The sequence below is a fragment of the Leisingera aquaemixtae genome (genome assembly GCF_019801145.1).
Lineage (GTDB): Bacteria > Pseudomonadota > Alphaproteobacteria > Rhodobacterales > Rhodobacteraceae > Leisingera > Leisingera aquaemixtae_A.
Genome location: NZ_JAHVJQ010000009.1, coordinates 152,309 through 167,609 on the forward strand (window position 1 = coordinate 152,309; position 15,301 = coordinate 167,609).

Below are 15,301 nucleotides of genomic sequence, written 5' to 3' on the forward strand. Positions count from 1 at the left end.
ACGGATATGGAGTGTTTGCGGCGATGCGCAAGACATTGGCACTGCTGAGTTTGCTGCTTTTCACCACCCCCGCCTGGGCGGAACCGCTGCGGATCACCGCCCTGGGCGACAGCCTGGTGCAGGGCTACGGGCTGCCGCAGGGCCAGGGGCTGGTGCCGCAGCTGGAACGCTGGATGAACGAGAACGGAGCCGAGGTCGTGCTGCAGAATGCGGGGGTTTCAGGCGACACAACCGCCGGCGGCGCAGAGCGCGCTGAATGGACGCTGTCGGACAATCCTGACGGGCTGATCGTTCTGCTGGGCGGCAATGACATGCTGCGCGGGCTTGAGCCGCAGGAGGCACGCGCCAACCTGACCCGCATCCTGCAAACCGCGCAGGCCAAGGGAATCGAAACCCTGCTGATTGGAATGAAGGCGCCGCGCAATTACGGCCCGGACTACAAGCAGGCCTTTGACGCCATCTACCCGGAACTTGCAGCCGAGTACGGCGCGGTGCTGCACCCGGACGCCTTTGCCGGCATCGCGGCAGCAGCGGACAACGACCCGGCGGCGGCGCAAGCGTTCATGCAGGACGACGGCATCCACCCCAACGCCCAGGGCGTTGCGCTGAATGTGGCCGCGATCGGCCCGGCGGCCCTGCAGCTGACGGCGGCGATAGGCCAGTGAAAACAGCCCCGTCCGTCAGGGCTGTTTGATAATCTCGGTGCAGATCAGGGGATCAGGAAACCAGCGCGATATCCACTGCGGATTCACGGCCGTCGCGGCCTGCGCGCAGCTCATAGGTCACTTTCTGATTGTCCGCCAGGCCGGTCAGGCCGGAGCGCTCAACAGCGGAAATGTGGACAAATACGTCCTTGCCGCCATCTTCGGGTGCAATAAAGCCGTAGCCTTTGGTGGTGTTGAACCATTTGACGGTGCCAGTGGCCATCGTCGTCTTCTCCTAAGTCGTCTCAGTTCTCTGCCCGCTTATGCGGCAGTCCGGCAAGGTTTGCAGATGGTCATGACCGTGCCGTGAAGGGTACAGTGATGGCATTCGCGTAACATCGCCGTGACAGAATTGGGTGCGAATCCCCTCTGGTGCAAGAAAAATGCGCTGTGACGCGGGGTTCCGGGGCAGATTCCGGCGGCAGAGCGCCTAAGGGACTGTCACTTGTGCGGCTATAGCACAGTCACCACCGTCCCCAGCGGCACCCGCTCGTACAGGTCCACCACATGCTCGTTCATCATCCGGATGCAGCCGTTCGACACCGAATGGCCGATGGTTTGCGGCTGGTTGGTGCCGTGGATGCGGAAATAGGTGTCGATGCCGTTCTGGAACAGATAGAGCGCCCGCGCGCCCAGCGGGTTGTCCGGCCCGCCCGGCTGGATGTAGTCATTGTCGACGAATTTGGCATAGGCCCGCGGGTCGCGCTCGATCATCTCGTCGGTGGGGCGCCAGGTCGGCCATTCCTTCTTGCGTTCGATCACCGCCCGGCCGGTAAACTCCAGCCCGGCCTTGCCGACCCCCACGCCATAGCGGACCGCCTTGCGCTTGTCGGTCACGAAGTAGAGGTAGTAGGAGCGCGGCAGCACCAGGATCTGGCCGGGCGCAAAGTCCTTGCGGATGCGCACCTCCTGCGGGGTGGGATCAAACGGGGCAGGGTCCTTCTTGCGGGCCAGCGCGGGCAGCGGAAGCAGCGCCGCCGCAGCCGCTGCGGTGCCTGTGCTCAGCATTTTCCGGCGTGAAAACATGGCCAAACCTCCGAACGTCAATTGCAACTCCCCCTCATCTTCCGGCGGCGGCGCCGAGCGGTCAACGGGTTTCGGCAGATGCGAAATAAACTGTTGCACCGGCGGCGCCGCAGGCTTGCCCCGGCCCCTTTGGCGGCTATACCGGGGGAAACAGCCAAAGGAGCCGTCATGGGCGCCAAGACCCTTACCTGTCTCACCTGCGCCCAGCTGAACCGGGTGCCGGAGGAGAAACTTGGCCAGAAGCCGAAATGCGGCAGCTGCGGCGCTGCGCTGATGCCGGGCAAGCCGGTGGAGGTGGACCCGGCGACGCTGCAAAAGGCGGTGCAGAACGACGATCTGATGCTGGTGGCGGATTTCTGGGCGCCGTGGTGCGGGCCCTGCCGGATGATGGCGCCGGAATTTGCCAAGGCGGCGAAGGTGCTGGGCAGCACCGCGCGGCTGGTCAAGCTCAACACCCAGGACCATCCCTCCGCCGGCGCCCGCTACCGGATCCGCGGCATTCCGGCGCTGATCGCCTTTGAACGCGGCCGGGAAAGGAAGCGCCAGGCAGGCGCAATGCGGTCCGGGCAGATCGTGGCCTGGCTGCGCGGCTGAGCGCCGGCAGCGGCGTTTTCCGCAGAGGCTGGCAGGCAGTGGGTTTGCAGGCCGGGGGTTAGCGGGCAGGGGTCAGGGGGCCTCGCCGCTGTCCGGTTCCGCGCGCGCCCCCCGCGTGCCGGAACCGCCGGTGCGCCGCATCAGCCAGGCCAGGCCTGTGAGCGTCAGCATGCACGCCACAGCCGGATACATCAGAAGCAGTACCCACAGCGGCCAGCTGCCGGTCAAGGCAGCGGCAACGGTCAGCGTCAGGCTGGCCAGCATCGCCAATACCACACAGACCCAGGCCATCGTGCCGGTCCCCCTGTGTCCCCCTCCTCAGACAGGATACGGAGCGGCGCGGGGCGAAACAATTGTGCGAAGGGCTAGACGGGGGTGCTCTTTAGGGGTGATTGGCCCCAGGGCGGCTATTCCGAAGGTGGTATGCCGCGCGGCGGCGCGGCCGGGCGGTGATCAGGCAGTCCAGGCGTTGCTTTCGGACCGGCTGCGCGGATGCTCCTGCCCGTCGGATCCGTCCAGGAGGCTGCGCCAGACCAGGACGGCAATCACAGCCACTGCGACCGCGGTGCCGGCCGCCGGGTACATCAGCAGGCTCGCCCACAGCGGCAGGCCGCCGATGGCAAAACTCAGCACTGCCGCGGCCAGACCCGCAATCATTCCCAGGAAAATACCGGCCCAAGCCATGGGTCTCTCCAACACCTATACGTGCAAGGTGGCGTGCGTGCTCACCTGCGTCACGGATCATTGTCCGGTGAAATGCGTTAGGAAAGCGTTAAGAATGTGGCAGAAATGCGCGCTGTCCGTAAAATCCGCTGTACCTATTTGGAGGTCAGCGCCTGGCCGTCCTTGGCCTTGGGCATCCGTCCCTTGCCCTGCTGCAGCACATGCGCCAGTTCATGCACCAGCAGATCGGGTTTCTTTGCATCGCCCGGTTTCATGAAGTAGATGTCATTGCCCACGGTGAAGGCCTTGGCCTTCAGCTCCTTGCAGACGTCCTTGGCGTTGCCGCCCGTATGCACCTGCACCTTGGCGAGCTTGGCCTTGGAGAAATGCGCCTCCAGCCCCTTGCGCACATCGCCGGGCAGCTTCTTGCCCTTGGTGCCTTCCGGTTCGGTTTTCAGCTTCGTGCGCTTGGCCTTCTTGCCGCCGAGGGCTTCGACCTGCGCCTTCACGTCTTCCGGTTTCAGGGCCATGGGGAGATCCTTTGCAACGCTTCAATCAATACCAGGCGCGCCGGGCGCCTGAGGGGATGATAGCGCAGAGCGGGGAAAAGGCGAAGTCAGAGCGGGGCGGCGAGTGTTCTGCCTTCTTGGGACGTGAGGCGCCAGCCGCACGGCCCGCGCCTGACCTTGTGTCGTGCGTAATAAGCCTAGACGCGTTCCGAAAGAGGCTCACTGCAGCAGCATAACAACTGTGCTTAGGCGATGCGCCCCAAGTCTAAGGCCGGCATTTGTTCAGCCCGCGCATGCTAAACCATTTGGAAATCCGGCAGAGACCAGGCTTCCGGGATCCGGCGCCTTTTCAAAGGTGATTTTGACGGCAACAAGAGGGGTATTGGTGTCAATCAGCCGAACACCGGAATTGATCTGCGCAGCCGCCAGTTTGGCTTTGACGGAATTGAAATGCCTGGACCAAAATCTGCGGCAAAGGGACTGAGCGTCCCGCTGCAAAGAGTAGCCGGAGTCTGACACCGTATAAGTCAGCTCCAGCGCATTACCGGCTGCAGCCCCGCCATACTTCGAAGGAGCCGAAACCAGCGCCGAACTCGAAAGTTCAGCGCTGGTGCCGGACTTCAGGCGCACTTCTTCAGCATGAACAGGAAGGGCGGCCAACATGGCCGCCCCCCGAAGCCTTCGTTGCTGCACGGTTACCGCACAAACTTCTTGTGCTTCAACCGCTTGGGTTCCAGCGCGTCGGGACCCAGGCGGCGCTTCTTGTCCTCTTCGTAGTCCTCGAAGTTGCCTTCGAACCACTCCACATGTGCGTCGCCCTCAAAGGCCAGGATGTGGGTGCAGATCCGGTCGAGGAAGAAACGGTCGTGCGAGATCACCACGGCGCAGCCGGCGAAATCGACCAGCGCGTCTTCCAGCGCCCGCAGGGTTTCCACGTCCAGGTCGTTGGTCGGTTCGTCAAGCAGCAGCACGTTGCCGCCCTCTTTCAGAAGCCGCGCCATGTGCACGCGGTTGCGCTCACCACCCGACAGCAGCGACAGTTTCTTCTGCTGGTCGCCGCCCTTGAAGTTGAACGACGAGCAATAGGCGCGGGAATTGACCTGCGCGTCGCCCAGCTCGATGATCTCGGCCCCGCCGGAGATCGCCTCCCACACGGTGTCGTTGTCGTTCAGATCATCACGCGACTGGTCGACATAGCTGAGCTTGACTGTGTCGCCGTATTCCACCGAGCCCACATCGGGCTGCTCCTGGCCGGTCAGCATCTTGAACAGGGTCGATTTACCAGCGCCGTTGGGGCCGATCACACCGACAATGCCGCCCGGCGGCAGCGAGAAGTCGAGGCCCTCGATCAGCTGCTTGTCGCCGTAGTGTTTCGCAAGGCCAGTAACCTCGATCACCTTGGAGCCGAGGCGCGGGCCGTTCGGAATGACGATCTGGGCGCGGCCGACCTTCTCGCGTTCGCTCTGCGAGGCCATCTCGTTGTAGGCCTGGATACGCGCCTTGGATTTTGCCTGGCGGGCTTTCTGGCCCTGGCGCATCCACTCCAGTTCGCGCTCCAGCGTCTTCTGCTTGGCCTTGTCCTCGCGGGCTTCCTGCTCCAGGCGTTTCGCCTTCTGCTCCAGCCAGGCGGAATAGTTGCCCTCGTAGGGAATGCCGCGGCCGCGGTCCAGTTCCAGGATCCAGCCGGTGATGTCATCCAGGAAGTAACGGTCGTGGGTGACGCAGAGGATGGTGCCCTTGTAGTCGATCAGGTGCTGCTGCAGCCAGGCGATGGTCTCGGCGTCCAGGTGGTTGGTCGGTTCGTCGAGGAGCAGCATGTCGGGCGCTTCCAGCAGCAGCTTGCACAGTGCCACGCGGCGGCGCTCACCGCCCGACAGGTTGGCGGGCATCGCATCATCCGGCGGGCAGCGCAGCGCTTCCATCGACACGTCGACCTGGCTGTCCAGGTCCCACAGGTTCTGGGCGTCGATCTCGTCCTGCAACTTGGCCATCTCCTCGGCGGTCTCGTCCGAGTAGTTCATCGCCAGCTCGTTGTAGCGGTCCAGGATGTCCTTCTTGGCCTGCACGCCCAGCATGACGTTTTCGCGCACGGTCAGGCTCTCATCCAGCTGCGGCTCCTGCGGCAGGTAGCCGACCTTGGCGCCCTCAGCCGCCCAGGCCTCGCCGGTGAAATCCTTGTCGAGGCCGGCCATGATCTTCATCAGCGTGGACTTACCGGCGCCGTTGACGCCGACCACACCGATCTTCACGCCGGGCAGGAAGGAGAGGTGGATGTTTTCAAAGCATTTCTTGCCACCCGGGTAGGTCTTGGAGACACCCTGCATGTGGTAGACGTACTGGTAGGAGGCCATGTGCTCGCTCCGTTAAGGGGGAAATTCGCTGGCGGGAGTGATAGCGGATGGGCGGCGGCGGGGCAATGCGGGAAGCAGGCCTGCGCAAGGGGGTGCCAAGCGTGCACCCGCTGTGCACCCCCTGTGCACCGGTGGTGCTGTGTGGTTGTTTTCAGATCAGGTGCAACGAGTCCCCTGGGACGAGGCGCGCAGCGGCACGGCCCGCGCCTGACCTTCCCCCGGTTAGGCGCCTTCGCACCTTCCCAAGGTCAGTCCCGGGCCCTGGGGCGCACAGTTACTGCCCAGCACATTGATCAAGTGCAACAAATGCCCCAGGCCCGCGCCCTAAACAGGGGCCAGGAACAAGGCACCTGAAGGGCAGGCCCCAATGACGCAGTGGCACAGATACAGGACAGGGCTGGCGCTGGCGGCGGCGCTCTGTTTTGCGCTGCTGGCGGGGCTTCATGCTGCCCGTCCGGTTGCGGCTGATCAGGGGTTTGCCGCCTTTGGCTATGCTGCCTCCGACATCTGCGGTTTTGGCGAGGGCGGCGCGGAGACCCGCAGCTGCCCGAACTGCACCCTGGCCGCGGGGGCTGTACTGCCTCAGTCCAAGGCGCCCGAGCCGCTCTGCCTGTTCCGCCGCACCGCAGCTGCCGGGCGCGGCGGCTGGATCGCTGCGCCGGGCGTTGTGTCCACCTATCAGGCCCGGGCACCGCCGGTTTTCACATGACAGCAAGCCGCCGGAAACCCCGGCACCCCTGACATGTGAAAAACGGAACTGACTGATGAAACTCATGAACATCGCTTCGGCGGCGCTGCTGGCGGCTGCCCTTGGAACCTCGGCCCAGGCCCATGCCTCTCTGGAACAGCAGGAGGCGGCACCCGGCAGCTTCTACAAGGGCGTGATGCGGATCGGCCATGGCTGCAGCGGCGAGGCCACCCTGAAGCTGCGGATCGCCATCCCCGAGGGCGTGATCTCGGTGAAGCCGATGCCCAAGGCAGGCTGGACGCTGGAAACGGTTTCTGGCGATTACGCAAACAGCTACGACTACTACGGCAAGACGCTCACCTCCGGCGTCAAGGAGATCATCTGGACCGGCGAACTGCAGGACGCCTTCTATGATGAGTTCACTTTCCGCGCCAAGCTGGACGGTTCGCTGGAGCCGGAAAAGATGCTGTTCTTCCCCACCGTGCAGGAATGCGCCAGCGGCGAAAACAGTTGGAGCGAGATTCCGGCCGAGGGCCAGGATCCGCATGATCTGAAACACCCGGCGCCGGGGCTGCACCTGACCGTCCCCGTGGCGCACACCCACTGACGCGCCGGTTCGCGGATGGGGAAAAGGGGCAATCGGCTGCCCCTTTTTTCACGCCTCTTTACAGCTTCCACTTCTTCTTGACGCTGTCCGGCACCGGGTAGATCAGTTTGCGGTTGTCGAAGTGGTGGCACTTGATGCCTTCGCTGTTCCTTTCCGCCAGGTAGCGCAGGCAGGTGGACAGCGCCTTGATGATCTTGGGGTCGGTGCGGGTGGTCACATCCACCGCCTGGCCTGACAGGTGGCGCGAGATGTATTTCCAGTTTGCCTTCTTGAACATGCACTCGATGAAGCCCTTCTTGTCCTTGGCTTGCACGAACCCGTCCAGCTCCAGCCGCAGATCCTCGTTGTTCTTCAGGTAGGAATAGATTTTGCCGCGCTTCAGGTGGCTGTTCCAGCCGCCGTACATGGCGCTGGCCTGGCCCTTCTTGTCGCGCAGGCCGGAGACCACATGGATGGGCACGCCGTAAAATGATGAGACTTCGTACAGGACATCGAGGATCTTCTTCTTCACCCCTTGGGTCTTGCCGGTCAGCTTGCCGGGCTTGCGCAGCCCCTCGGACTCGACGGTCTTGACGACATTCTCCGCGGCTTTCTTCTGGGCTTCCTTGGCCGCCTTTTCCGCCGCCTGCTTGGCCGCCTTCTGGGCGTCCTCGCCCTTCTTCTCGCCCTTGGCGAAATAGCTGTCGTAGAGCGAGACCGCGTATTCCTCGATCTCGTCGAGCAGCGCCGCCCAGCCGCCCTTGTCCAGCGACTTGGACTTGGCCTCCTTCACCAGGGCGTCCTTGGCGGCCTTCACGGCCTTGGCCTTGGCTTCCTCCTTGGCCTTTTCGTCCTGTTTTTCCTGCGCCTTCTTCTCGGCCTTGGCCTTGCCGGGGCCTGCGTTCAGCTTTTTGATGGTGTTCTTGCCGGGATCGATGCGGTAGTCGGGCTTGAAGCCGCAGACCTCCTGCTGGAACTGGCCGATCATCTTCTCCAGCACCGGCGTCGGGGTGCCGTCGGGTTTGAGCTTCTTGATCCCGGACTGGCCTGCAAAGGCATTCAGCAATTCTTGTACGGCTTTGACGTCTTCGGGCAGGTTCTTGCCCTTGCGCCCGACGGAGGCGGAAAGCTTGGCAACCATGGCGAACTCGCAATTTGGAAACAGCGGGGCAGGAACAATGCCCGCGCAACAAAATTCTACACCCAAAGCGGTGTTTCAGGCAATCTGCGCAGGGTTGTGCGCCGCCGCCGCGGGTGGCGATTGATCTCAGCCGGAAACTATGCGCATCAAGGCGTTCATGGTTTGCAAGCTGCCGCATATCCGCCCGGGCCACAGTGTCGGGCTGTTGGGGGGATCCTTTGATCCGCCGCACCGCGGCCATGCGGCGATTTCCCATGCCGCGCTCAAGCGTTTCGGGCTTGACCACCTGTTCTGGCTGGTGTCGCCCGGCAACCCGCTGAAGGCGCGCCAGCCGGCGCCGCTGGAGCGGCGGATCGCAGCGGCAGAGGACCTGATCCGGCACCCGCGCATCCACATCACCGGCATCGAGGCTGCGCTGGGCACCCGCTACACCGCCCAGACCCTGCGCCACCTGCGCCGCCGCCATCCCGGCGTGCGCTTTGTCTGGCTGATGGGGGCCGACAATCTGACCCATTTCCACCGCTGGAAAGACTGGCAGCAGATCCTGGACACGGTGCCCGTCGGTGTGCTGGCCCGTCCCGGCGACCGGATCTCGTCCCGGTTTTCCCCGGCAGCCCGGATTTACCGCCATGCGATGCTGAAAGGCAGCGAAAGCCACCTGCTGGCGCGGGCGGAAAGCCCTGCCTGGTGCTTTGTGAACCTGCCGATGGTGGAGGCCAGCTCGACGGAAATCCGCGCCCGCGGCGGCTGGTCAGCGGCGCAGGAGGGCTGAGGCCAGCCCGGCCGACAGCACCACCGCCAGCCCACCCCAGGTCCAGGCGTCCGGCAGCTGGCTGAACACCGCCCAGCCCAGCCCCACAGCGGCCACCAGCTGGAAATAGACCATCGGCGCCAGCTTCACCGCCTGCACCCGGCCATAGGCAAACAGCAGCAAGAGGTTGCCCATCATCGAGAACGCCGCACTCCCCACCGTCAGCGCCGCGGTGGAGGGTGTGAAGTCCGGCAGGCTGGCCAGACCCAGCGGCAGCATCAGCAGGGCCGACAGCAGCAGCTGGGTCAGGCTCAGCTCCAGCGGCGTGCCGACATGCGCCAGCCAGCGCGAGCTGGTCAGGAAGCCGCCGTAGAAGCAGCCCGCCAGAACCGCCCACAGCAGATTGACCGAGCCGCCAAGCCCCGGCCGCACCACCATCAGCACGCCCAGGAACCCCAGTGCCATCAGCAGGCTGCGCAGGCCGGTTGCCTGCTCGCGCAACAGAAGCACCGACAGCACGTAGCTCACCGCCGGCCCGATGAAGAAGGCGGCAAAGACATTGGCCAGCGGTTCGGTCTGCAGGGCCAGCTGGATCGAGAAGATGCCGCCGGTCAGCAGCCCGGCGCGCAGCCACAGCCGCCAGTCGCCCAGCAGGGAGAACGCCCGGCGCGGCACAAAGGGCAGGATCAGCGCGGTGCCGATGGCAAACCGCGACCAGGCGACAAAGGCCGGCGTGGCCAGGCCGGCGCCGGTCAGCAGTTTCCCGCACAGGTCGCCTGCGGGGATCATTGACATGGCCGCGAACATGAGGAGTACTGCCTGGAACATGGCTGCCAGCGGTAGCAGGACTTGCCATGGCGAAAAAGCCCGGACCTTGCGGCGCAAAGCCACGGATCGGGGATTGAAGAAGAGCAGCTCCTGACCCTAAAAATGAATAAGATGACTTCACGCCGGACATTCCTCCTTTCCGGGCTTGCCGCATTGGCAGGCACCTCTGCGCTGGCCAATGCGCCGGCGGTCTCGTTGCGCCCGGTGGCGCGCCGGGCCAGTTCGCTGGCGGCAGGAACGGACGGGCTCAAGGCGCTGCTGGAGCGGGCCGGCCTGCCGGGGCACGCGGTCTGCGCGGTGGCGGATGTGAAATCCGGCAAGCTCTTGGAATCTTCCGGCGGGGGCGAGGCGCTGCCGCCGGCCAGTGTCGCCAAGGCGCTGACCGCGCTTTATGCGCTGGACGTTCTGGGCGCGGACCACCGGTTCGAGACCCGGGTGCTGGCCACCGGCGGCGTCGCGGGCGGTGTGGTGAACGGCGACCTGATCCTTGCGGGCGGCGGCGACCCGATGCTGAACACCGACCATCTGGCATTGCTGGCAAAAGCGCTGAAGACCGCCGGCGTGCGCGAGGTGCGGGGCAAGTTCCTGGTCTGGGACGGCGCGCTGCCCGGTGTTAAAACCATCGACCCGGACCAGCCCGACCATGTCGGCTACTCCCCGGCGGTGTCCGGCATCTCGCTGAACTTCAACCGGGTGCATTTCGAATGGAAACGCGCCGCCAGCGGCAACTGGGCGATCACCATGGACGCCCGCACCGAGAAATACCGCCCCGAGGTCGCCACCGCCCGGATGGCGATCCAGTCCCGCGCGGTGCCGGTTTACACCTATGCCGATAAGGGCGGGGTGGATCACTGGACCGTCGCCTCCAAGGCGCTGGGCAAGGGAGGCGCGCGCTGGCTGCCGGTGCGCAACCCTGCCGCCTATGCGGGCGATGTGTTCCGCACCCTGGTGCGGGCCAATGGCATCGCGCTGCCGCAGGCGCGCAGCGTCAGCGCCCTGCCTGCGGCCACGCTGCTGGCCCAGCACCACAGCCCGCCGCTGGATGTGATGCTGAAGGCGATGCTGAAATACTCCAACAACCTGATGGCAGAGATGATCGGCATGTCCGCCTCTGCCGCGCGTGCCGGGCGCCCGGCCTCGCTGCAGGCATCGGCGGCTGAGATGAGCGCCTGGGCGGCCGGCAAATACGGCATGTCCGGCACCCGTCTGGTGGATCATTCCGGCCTTGGCGAAGCCTCCCGGATGACGCCGGCGGATCTTACCCGCGCGCTGGTGGCGGCTTATAAATCCGGCCAGCTGAAGCCGCTCCTGAAGCCTTTCCAGATGCGCGACGCCAAGGGCCGCACGGTCAAGGGCCACCCGATCAAGGTTGCCGCCAAGACCGGCACGCTGAACTTCGTTTCCGGCCTTGGCGGGTTCATGACCGCGGCCGACGGCACAGAGCTGGCCTTTGCCATCTTCACCGCCGACCTGAAAACCCGCGGCCGCATTCCGCGTGCGCAGCGCGAACGCCCGCCCGGCGCCCGCAGCTGGAACCGCCGTGCCAAGAAGCTGCAGCAGCAGCTGATCGAACGCTGGGGCGCGGTCTACGGCAGTTAGGCCCTGACTGGTCTGGCCTGAATTCTTGTTTCTGGACGTTTCCCGCGGGCCAGTTCGCAGGCAGACCGGCACCGGCAGGGCTGCCTGCCCGGAGTGCAGAGGACCAGACCATGACTGAGCGTATCAACGACCACGGCCAGCCCATCGGCGCCCCGCTGCCGGACTGGCAGGGCGCGCGCCTTCCCGGCCACAGCGGCATGGCCGGCCGCTACTGCCGGGTGGAACCGCTGGACGCCGCGCGCCACACAGCGGATCTGTTTGCCGCCTTCAGTCAGGACCAGAGCGGCGCGATCTGGACCTATATCCCCTGGGGGCCGTTTGGCACCGAAGCCGAGTTGCGCACATGGGTCCAGGGCGCCAGCGGCGTTGATGCGCAGCCCTATTTCGCCATCGTCAACGGCGCCAGCGGCAAGGCCGAAGGCGTCGCCAGCTACATGCGGATCAAGCCCGAACATGGCGTGATCGAGGTCGGGGGCATCACCTATGCCCCGTCGCTGCAGCGGACGCCCGCCGCGACGGAGGCGATGTTCCTGATGATGGCGCGGGTGTTCAATGACCTTGGCTACCGCCGCTATGAATGGAAATGCGACGCCCTGAACGCGCCTTCCTGCCGGGCGGCGGAGCGGCTGGGCTTCACCTATGAGGGGCTGTTCCGCCAGGCCATTGTCTATAAGGGGCGCAACCGCGACACCGCTTGGTATTCAGTCATCGACAGTGAATGGCCGCGGCTGGAGGCGGCCTATGCTGAATGGCTCGACCCTGGAAATTTCGACGCGCAGGGGCAGCAAATGCAGAGCCTGGGACGGCTCATTGCGGCCCACCGAGGCTAGCTTCCGCCACCGTCCGCCCGGTTTGCGGATCAAACAGCCCGCCGCCCAGATGCGCGTGGCCCCAGCCCATGATCTGCAGCAGCAGCACCTCCAGGCTGCGGCCCTCATCGGTCAGCGCGTAGCGGTAGCGCACCGGCCTGTCCTGGTAGGCCTCCCGCGCCACCAGCCCCAGCGCCATCAGCCGCTTCAGCCTCTCTGACAACAGGTTGGCGGCAATATGCTCCTCGCTCGCCTGCAGCTCCTGGAACGTATGCTTGCCGTGCCACATCAGGTCGCGCACCACCAGCAGCGTCCATTTGTCCCCCAGCACATCCAGGGTGCGGGCAATCGAGCAGCGGGAGCGGAATTGGGTCTGCGGCTGGCTCATGGCGTGCCTCCAAAGGTGTTTTCATCCCGCACAATAAGAGACTTTCAAAATGAAAGCCACTGCCGCATAGTCACTTTAATTTTGAAAGTGAGTCGCGCAGCAAGGGAGACCCGCCACATGAACGCCATCGGAAACACGCCGCTTGTGCAGCTCAGGCATCTGACCACCCCGGACATGGCGGAGGTCTGGGTCAAATGGGAGGGCGCCAACCCGACCGGCAGCATGAAGGACCGGATGGCGCTGTCGATGATCGAAGGCGCCGAGCGGCGCGGCGATCTGAAACCCGGCGGCAAAGTTTTGGAATACACCGGCGGCAGCACCGGCAGTTCGCTGGCGATGGTCTGCGCCACCCGCGGTTACCAGGCGCATTTCGTCTCCTCCAACGCGTTCTCGGAGGAGAAGCTGCAGACCATGCGCGCCTATGGCGCCGAGGTGGAGATCATCCACGCCGAGGGCGGCATCCTGACCGCCAGCGTGATCGACCGCACCATCGCGCGGGCCAAACAGCTGGCGGCGGAACCCGGCGTCTTCTGGACCGACCAGGTCAACAACATGGACAACAAGCGCGGCTATCACGGCATGGCGCGGGAGATCCTGGCGCAGCTGGACGGGCCGGTGGATGAGTTTGTGATGGCCACCGGCGGCGGCGGCTGCATCTCCGGCAATGCAGAGGTGCTGAAGGAGGCCAACCCCGAAACCCGCATCATTGCCATCGAGCCCTATCACGTGCGCAACCTGTCGGGCGGCGACACCAGCGGCACCCACCAGCTGGAGGGGATCGGCCTCTCTTTCCTGCCCAAGATCCTGCGCCGCGACCTGATTGACGACGTGGTGCCGGTCAAGGATGAGGACGCCTTTGCCGGTGCCCGGATGCTGGCGCAGCAGGAAGGGCTCTTGGGCGGCATCACCTCAGGCGCCAACATCTGGGCGGCGCTGCAGCGGGCGCGGGCGCTGGGGCCGGGCAAGCGGGTGGTCACCGTGGTGATCGACACCGGCCTGCGCTACCTGAATTCCGCGCTCTACCGGTAAGGGGTCCGGGGCCGCCATTTGCGAAACGGGTGGCGCAGGCCATGCGCCGCCCGGGGGTCTAAACAATGCCTTCAGGCGTCTGAGCTTTCCAGGCTGCGGGCCTTGGCGCGCACCAGCTCCTTGGCCAGATCGCTGAGGATCTCCATGCTGAAGCCGCCAAGCTGCTGGTGGCGCTCCCGCACCGCGTTCCAGATGTCGCCGTCGCGAATATTGTCCAGCAGCTCATGACCGCTCCAGGTCAGGCCGCGCACATGCCAGTTGCCGTTCGACAGCCGGCTGAACCGGGCCAGCCCGGCGCTGTCCAACAGGCTCAGGTGATAAGCCAGCTTGCGCGCCTCGGCATCGGGCAGGCAATCCTCCACCGGCAGCATCATCGCCTCTGCGGCGGCGCGCGGCAGGGCGCAATAGGACTCCCTTCCTGCCTCTATCTCGAGGAGAAGCTTGCGGATTTCATCGATGTCTCTTCGCCATGCGGACATGACCCGGCTCCCGATACGGCACGAACTAGCGCCAAATGGGAGCGGGTCAAATGCGGCACAAGCCTGCGTTGTGCAACCCCGCCATGCACGGCAGGCAAGGGAAGCTGCCTCAGACCATGTGCCGCGCCCGGGCGCCGCGCTCGATCGCGGCGGCGTGCAGCCGGTCGATGTTCAGCTCGTAGCGGACCTCTGCCAGGAATTCCAATTCGGTCTCGCCCAGATACCCGTCGGCCGCCGCCACATCGCAGGACAGCGCATAGGCCGTCTCGAACAGCCGTTCCGGCAGATCGCCGCGGATGAGGCCGAACAGCGCCTCCAGCCCGTCCTCCTGCTCGAACAGGTCGAACACGGTGCGGGAAATCCGCGACACACGGTCGATGTCGTAATCGGCAAACACCGGCAGCATGTTGACCGCCGACTGGATCTTGACCAGCTCGGCGGTGCGGATGTTCTCGTCCGAGGCAGACACCGCCACCATCAGCGCCACCAGGCAGTCCTGCGGGGACATCGGGTGCGGGGTTTGCTCTGTCATCAAGGCATCCTTTTCATGCTGCATGCTGCCGCAATCAGGATAGGTACAGGGCGGGGCAGGTTCAACTGCTGCCCGCGCCAAAGCCGCAAAAAACCGCCTCGGATTCAAGCTTGTGCGGAAAACCGGTACTGGATCTGCTCAAAGCTCGGCTCGGCAAAGCCATAGGCAAAGCGCAGCCCGTCCCGGCCCGCCACGGTGCCGTGCTCGGCGCCGCCGGGCACATAGATGGCGATCCCGGGGCGAATCTCATGCGGGATGCCGTCGATGGTCACCACCCCGGCCCCCTCCAGCCCGAAATAGAACTCTGCCGGGTCATGGCGGTGCGGCAGCAGGCAGCCGCCGGGGCCGAATTCGGCGATGCCCAGCACCATGTCGCGCGGCGCGTCCTCGCTGCCGTTGATCAGCGTGCGCCAGCGCACTTCGCCGTAGGCCGGATCCGTGCCGCCCGCCAGCGGCACCTGCGCAGCATCCACCGCCAGCGGCGCATGCGGCAGGTTGGAGGGCTGATGCAGCTGTTCCGCATCGCCCAGATCGGCAGCCAGGGTGGTCAGTTCTGCAGTCATCGCAAGCCTCCTCGTCCTGCCGCCCAGTTAGAGGCCTTCCCGGGTTTCGCTCAATAGGGTA

General features: G+C 65.1%; 21 protein-coding genes. 8 read left to right on the forward strand and 13 right to left on the reverse strand.

Annotated elements, in window-relative coordinates; translation table 11 throughout:
* Positions 1–23: 23 nt before the first annotated feature.
* The gene (locus KUW17_RS18640) at positions 24–665 is read left to right on the forward strand and encodes an arylesterase (RefSeq protein WP_222481804.1); all 642 of its coding nucleotides are present in this window, start codon (positions 24–26) and stop codon (positions 663–665) included.
* Positions 666–717: 52 nt separating this feature from the next.
* On the opposite strand, the gene KUW17_RS18645 is transcribed toward KUW17_RS18640, so the two are convergent.
* Entirely contained in the window at positions 718–927 is a 210-nt protein-coding gene (locus tag KUW17_RS18645; RefSeq protein WP_222481805.1) for a cold-shock protein, read from the reverse strand.
* Between the two features lie 230 nt (positions 928–1,157).
* Positions 1,158–1,730 (reverse strand): L,D-transpeptidase, encoded by a 573-nt coding sequence (locus KUW17_RS18650; protein WP_222481806.1) that lies wholly within the window; start codon positions 1,728–1,730, stop codon positions 1,158–1,160.
* 168 nt (positions 1,731–1,898) lie between these two features.
* Here KUW17_RS18650 and trxC point away from each other — a divergent pair, with 168 nt between their 5' ends.
* Entirely contained in the window at positions 1,899–2,324 is a 426-nt protein-coding gene (gene trxC, locus KUW17_RS18655; protein ID WP_222481807.1) for a thioredoxin TrxC, read from the forward strand.
* Between the two features lie 72 nt (positions 2,325–2,396).
* Here trxC and KUW17_RS18660 read toward each other — a convergent pair whose 3' ends face one another.
* The 5 genes from KUW17_RS18660 to ettA all read right to left on the reverse strand — a co-directional run bounded on the left by KUW17_RS18660 (position 2,397) and on the right by ettA (position 5,847).
* Positions 2,397–2,615, reverse strand: a complete 219-nt coding sequence (locus KUW17_RS18660) for a hypothetical protein (protein ID WP_222481808.1) — start codon at positions 2,613–2,615, stop codon at positions 2,397–2,399.
* Between the two features lie 162 nt (positions 2,616–2,777).
* Positions 2,778–3,008 carry a hypothetical protein gene (locus KUW17_RS18665; protein ID WP_222481809.1) on the reverse strand — a complete coding sequence of 77 codons (231 nt, stop codon included), beginning with the start codon at positions 3,006–3,008 and terminating at the stop codon, positions 2,778–2,780.
* A gap of 134 nt (positions 3,009–3,142) precedes the next feature.
* Positions 3,143–3,517: a DUF4157 domain-containing protein gene (locus KUW17_RS18670; protein WP_222481810.1), complete on the reverse strand. Its 375-nt coding sequence runs from the start codon at positions 3,515–3,517 to the stop codon at positions 3,143–3,145.
* A 261-nt stretch (positions 3,518–3,778) separates the two neighbouring features.
* A complete protein-coding gene (locus tag KUW17_RS18675) occupies positions 3,779–4,159 on the reverse strand; it encodes a hypothetical protein (RefSeq protein ID WP_222481811.1) in 381 nt (126 codons plus the stop codon).
* 32 nt (positions 4,160–4,191) lie between these two features.
* Positions 4,192–5,847 carry an energy-dependent translational throttle protein EttA gene (ettA, locus tag KUW17_RS18680; protein WP_222481812.1) on the reverse strand — a complete coding sequence of 552 codons (1,656 nt, stop codon included), beginning with the start codon at positions 5,845–5,847 and terminating at the stop codon, positions 4,192–4,194.
* 367 nt (positions 5,848–6,214) lie between these two features.
* Here ettA and KUW17_RS18685 point away from each other — a divergent pair, with 367 nt between their 5' ends.
* A complete protein-coding gene (locus KUW17_RS18685) occupies positions 6,215–6,556 on the forward strand; it encodes a hypothetical protein (RefSeq protein ID WP_222481813.1) in 342 nt (113 codons plus the stop codon).
* A 55-nt stretch (positions 6,557–6,611) separates the two neighbouring features.
* Complete coding sequence (locus KUW17_RS18690) at positions 6,612–7,142, forward strand: YcnI family protein (protein WP_261397280.1); 531 nt, start codon at positions 6,612–6,614, stop codon at positions 7,140–7,142.
* A gap of 58 nt (positions 7,143–7,200) precedes the next feature.
* Here KUW17_RS18690 and KUW17_RS18695 read toward each other — a convergent pair whose 3' ends face one another.
* Positions 7,201–8,262: a peptidoglycan-binding domain-containing protein gene (locus KUW17_RS18695; RefSeq protein WP_222481814.1), complete on the reverse strand. Its 1,062-nt coding sequence runs from the start codon at positions 8,260–8,262 to the stop codon at positions 7,201–7,203.
* A gap of 139 nt (positions 8,263–8,401) precedes the next feature.
* Between KUW17_RS18695 and KUW17_RS18700 the strand changes: the two genes are divergently transcribed.
* The gene (locus tag KUW17_RS18700; RefSeq protein WP_222481815.1) at positions 8,402–9,034 is read left to right on the forward strand and encodes a nicotinate-nucleotide adenylyltransferase; all 633 of its coding nucleotides are present in this window, start codon (positions 8,402–8,404) and stop codon (positions 9,032–9,034) included.
* Here the strand turns inward: KUW17_RS18700 and KUW17_RS18705 are convergent.
* Positions 9,014–9,841: a DMT family transporter gene (locus KUW17_RS18705; protein ID WP_222481816.1), complete on the reverse strand. Its 828-nt coding sequence runs from the start codon at positions 9,839–9,841 to the stop codon at positions 9,014–9,016. The two genes, KUW17_RS18700 and KUW17_RS18705, sit on opposite strands and share 21 nt — an antisense overlap.
* A gap of 111 nt (positions 9,842–9,952) precedes the next feature.
* Here KUW17_RS18705 and dacB point away from each other — a divergent pair, with 111 nt between their 5' ends.
* Both dacB and KUW17_RS18715 read left to right on the forward strand, forming a co-directional pair.
* Positions 9,953–11,440: a D-alanyl-D-alanine carboxypeptidase/D-alanyl-D-alanine-endopeptidase gene (gene dacB / locus KUW17_RS18710; RefSeq protein WP_222481878.1), complete on the forward strand. Its 1,488-nt coding sequence runs from the start codon at positions 9,953–9,955 to the stop codon at positions 11,438–11,440.
* Positions 11,441–11,550: 110 nt separating this feature from the next.
* On the forward strand, positions 11,551–12,270 hold the full coding sequence (locus KUW17_RS18715) for a GNAT family N-acetyltransferase (RefSeq protein WP_222481817.1): 720 nt from the start codon (positions 11,551–11,553) through the stop codon (positions 12,268–12,270).
* Here the strand turns inward: KUW17_RS18715 and KUW17_RS18720 are convergent.
* A complete protein-coding gene (locus KUW17_RS18720; RefSeq protein ID WP_222481818.1) occupies positions 12,248–12,637 on the reverse strand; it encodes a winged helix-turn-helix transcriptional regulator in 390 nt (129 codons plus the stop codon). The genes KUW17_RS18715 and KUW17_RS18720 overlap by 23 nt on opposite strands.
* 117 nt (positions 12,638–12,754) lie before the next feature.
* On the opposite strand from KUW17_RS18720, the gene KUW17_RS18725 reads away from it, so the two are divergent.
* Positions 12,755–13,666 carry a PLP-dependent cysteine synthase family protein gene (locus KUW17_RS18725; RefSeq protein ID WP_222481819.1) on the forward strand — a complete coding sequence of 304 codons (912 nt, stop codon included), beginning with the start codon at positions 12,755–12,757 and terminating at the stop codon, positions 13,664–13,666.
* Between the two features lie 71 nt (positions 13,667–13,737).
* Here the strand turns inward: KUW17_RS18725 and KUW17_RS18730 are convergent, their stop codons facing one another.
* The 3 genes from KUW17_RS18730 to KUW17_RS18740 form a co-directional block, all read right to left on the reverse strand.
* A complete protein-coding gene (locus KUW17_RS18730) occupies positions 13,738–14,145 on the reverse strand; it encodes a DUF2513 domain-containing protein (RefSeq protein ID WP_222481820.1) in 408 nt (135 codons plus the stop codon).
* A gap of 109 nt (positions 14,146–14,254) precedes the next feature.
* Positions 14,255–14,677, reverse strand: a complete 423-nt coding sequence (locus tag KUW17_RS18735) for a tellurite resistance TerB family protein (RefSeq protein WP_222481821.1) — start codon at positions 14,675–14,677, stop codon at positions 14,255–14,257.
* Between the two features lie 104 nt (positions 14,678–14,781).
* Entirely contained in the window at positions 14,782–15,240 is a 459-nt protein-coding gene (locus KUW17_RS18740; RefSeq protein WP_222481822.1) for a cupin domain-containing protein, read from the reverse strand.
* Positions 15,241–15,301 lie beyond the last annotated feature (61 nt).

Coding starts and splice junctions, on each gene's coding strand:
- KUW17_RS18690 (WP_261397280.1), top strand. CDS start 6,612: ATGAAACTCATGAACATCGCTTCGGCGGCGCTGCTGGCGGCTGCCCTT.
- KUW17_RS18640 (WP_222481804.1), top strand. CDS start 24: ATGCGCAAGACATTGGCACTGCTGAGTTTGCTGCTTTTCACCACCCCC.
- KUW17_RS18670 (WP_222481810.1), bottom strand. CDS start 3,517: ATGGCCCTGAAACCGGAAGACGTGAAGGCGCAGGTCGAAGCCCTCGGC.
- KUW17_RS18660 (WP_222481808.1), bottom strand. CDS start 2,615: ATGGCCTGGGTCTGTGTGGTATTGGCGATGCTGGCCAGCCTGACGCTG.
- KUW17_RS18650 (WP_222481806.1), bottom strand. CDS start 1,730: ATGTTTTCACGCCGGAAAATGCTGAGCACAGGCACCGCAGCGGCTGCG.
- KUW17_RS18700 (WP_222481815.1), top strand. CDS start 8,402: ATGCGCATCAAGGCGTTCATGGTTTGCAAGCTGCCGCATATCCGCCCG.
- dacB (WP_222481878.1), top strand. CDS start 9,953: ATGACTTCACGCCGGACATTCCTCCTTTCCGGGCTTGCCGCATTGGCA.
- KUW17_RS18720 (WP_222481818.1), bottom strand. CDS start 12,637: ATGAGCCAGCCGCAGACCCAATTCCGCTCCCGCTGCTCGATTGCCCGC.
- KUW17_RS18675 (WP_222481811.1), bottom strand. CDS start 4,159: ATGTTGGCCGCCCTTCCTGTTCATGCTGAAGAAGTGCGCCTGAAGTCC.
- trxC (WP_222481807.1), top strand. CDS start 1,899: ATGGGCGCCAAGACCCTTACCTGTCTCACCTGCGCCCAGCTGAACCGG.
- KUW17_RS18685 (WP_222481813.1), top strand. CDS start 6,215: ATGACGCAGTGGCACAGATACAGGACAGGGCTGGCGCTGGCGGCGGCG.
- ettA (WP_222481812.1), bottom strand. CDS start 5,847: ATGGCCTCCTACCAGTACGTCTACCACATGCAGGGTGTCTCCAAGACC.
- KUW17_RS18705 (WP_222481816.1), bottom strand. CDS start 9,841: ATGTTCCAGGCAGTACTCCTCATGTTCGCGGCCATGTCAATGATCCCC.
- KUW17_RS18715 (WP_222481817.1), top strand. CDS start 11,551: ATGACTGAGCGTATCAACGACCACGGCCAGCCCATCGGCGCCCCGCTG.
- KUW17_RS18665 (WP_222481809.1), bottom strand. CDS start 3,008: ATGGCTTGGGCCGGTATTTTCCTGGGAATGATTGCGGGTCTGGCCGCG.
- KUW17_RS18740 (WP_222481822.1), bottom strand. CDS start 15,240: ATGACTGCAGAACTGACCACCCTGGCTGCCGATCTGGGCGATGCGGAA.
- KUW17_RS18725 (WP_222481819.1), top strand. CDS start 12,755: ATGAACGCCATCGGAAACACGCCGCTTGTGCAGCTCAGGCATCTGACC.
- KUW17_RS18730 (WP_222481820.1), bottom strand. CDS start 14,145: ATGTCCGCATGGCGAAGAGACATCGATGAAATCCGCAAGCTTCTCCTC.
- KUW17_RS18645 (WP_222481805.1), bottom strand. CDS start 927: ATGGCCACTGGCACCGTCAAATGGTTCAACACCACCAAAGGCTACGGC.
- KUW17_RS18735 (WP_222481821.1), bottom strand. CDS start 14,677: ATGACAGAGCAAACCCCGCACCCGATGTCCCCGCAGGACTGCCTGGTG.
- KUW17_RS18695 (WP_222481814.1), bottom strand. CDS start 8,262: ATGGTTGCCAAGCTTTCCGCCTCCGTCGGGCGCAAGGGCAAGAACCTG.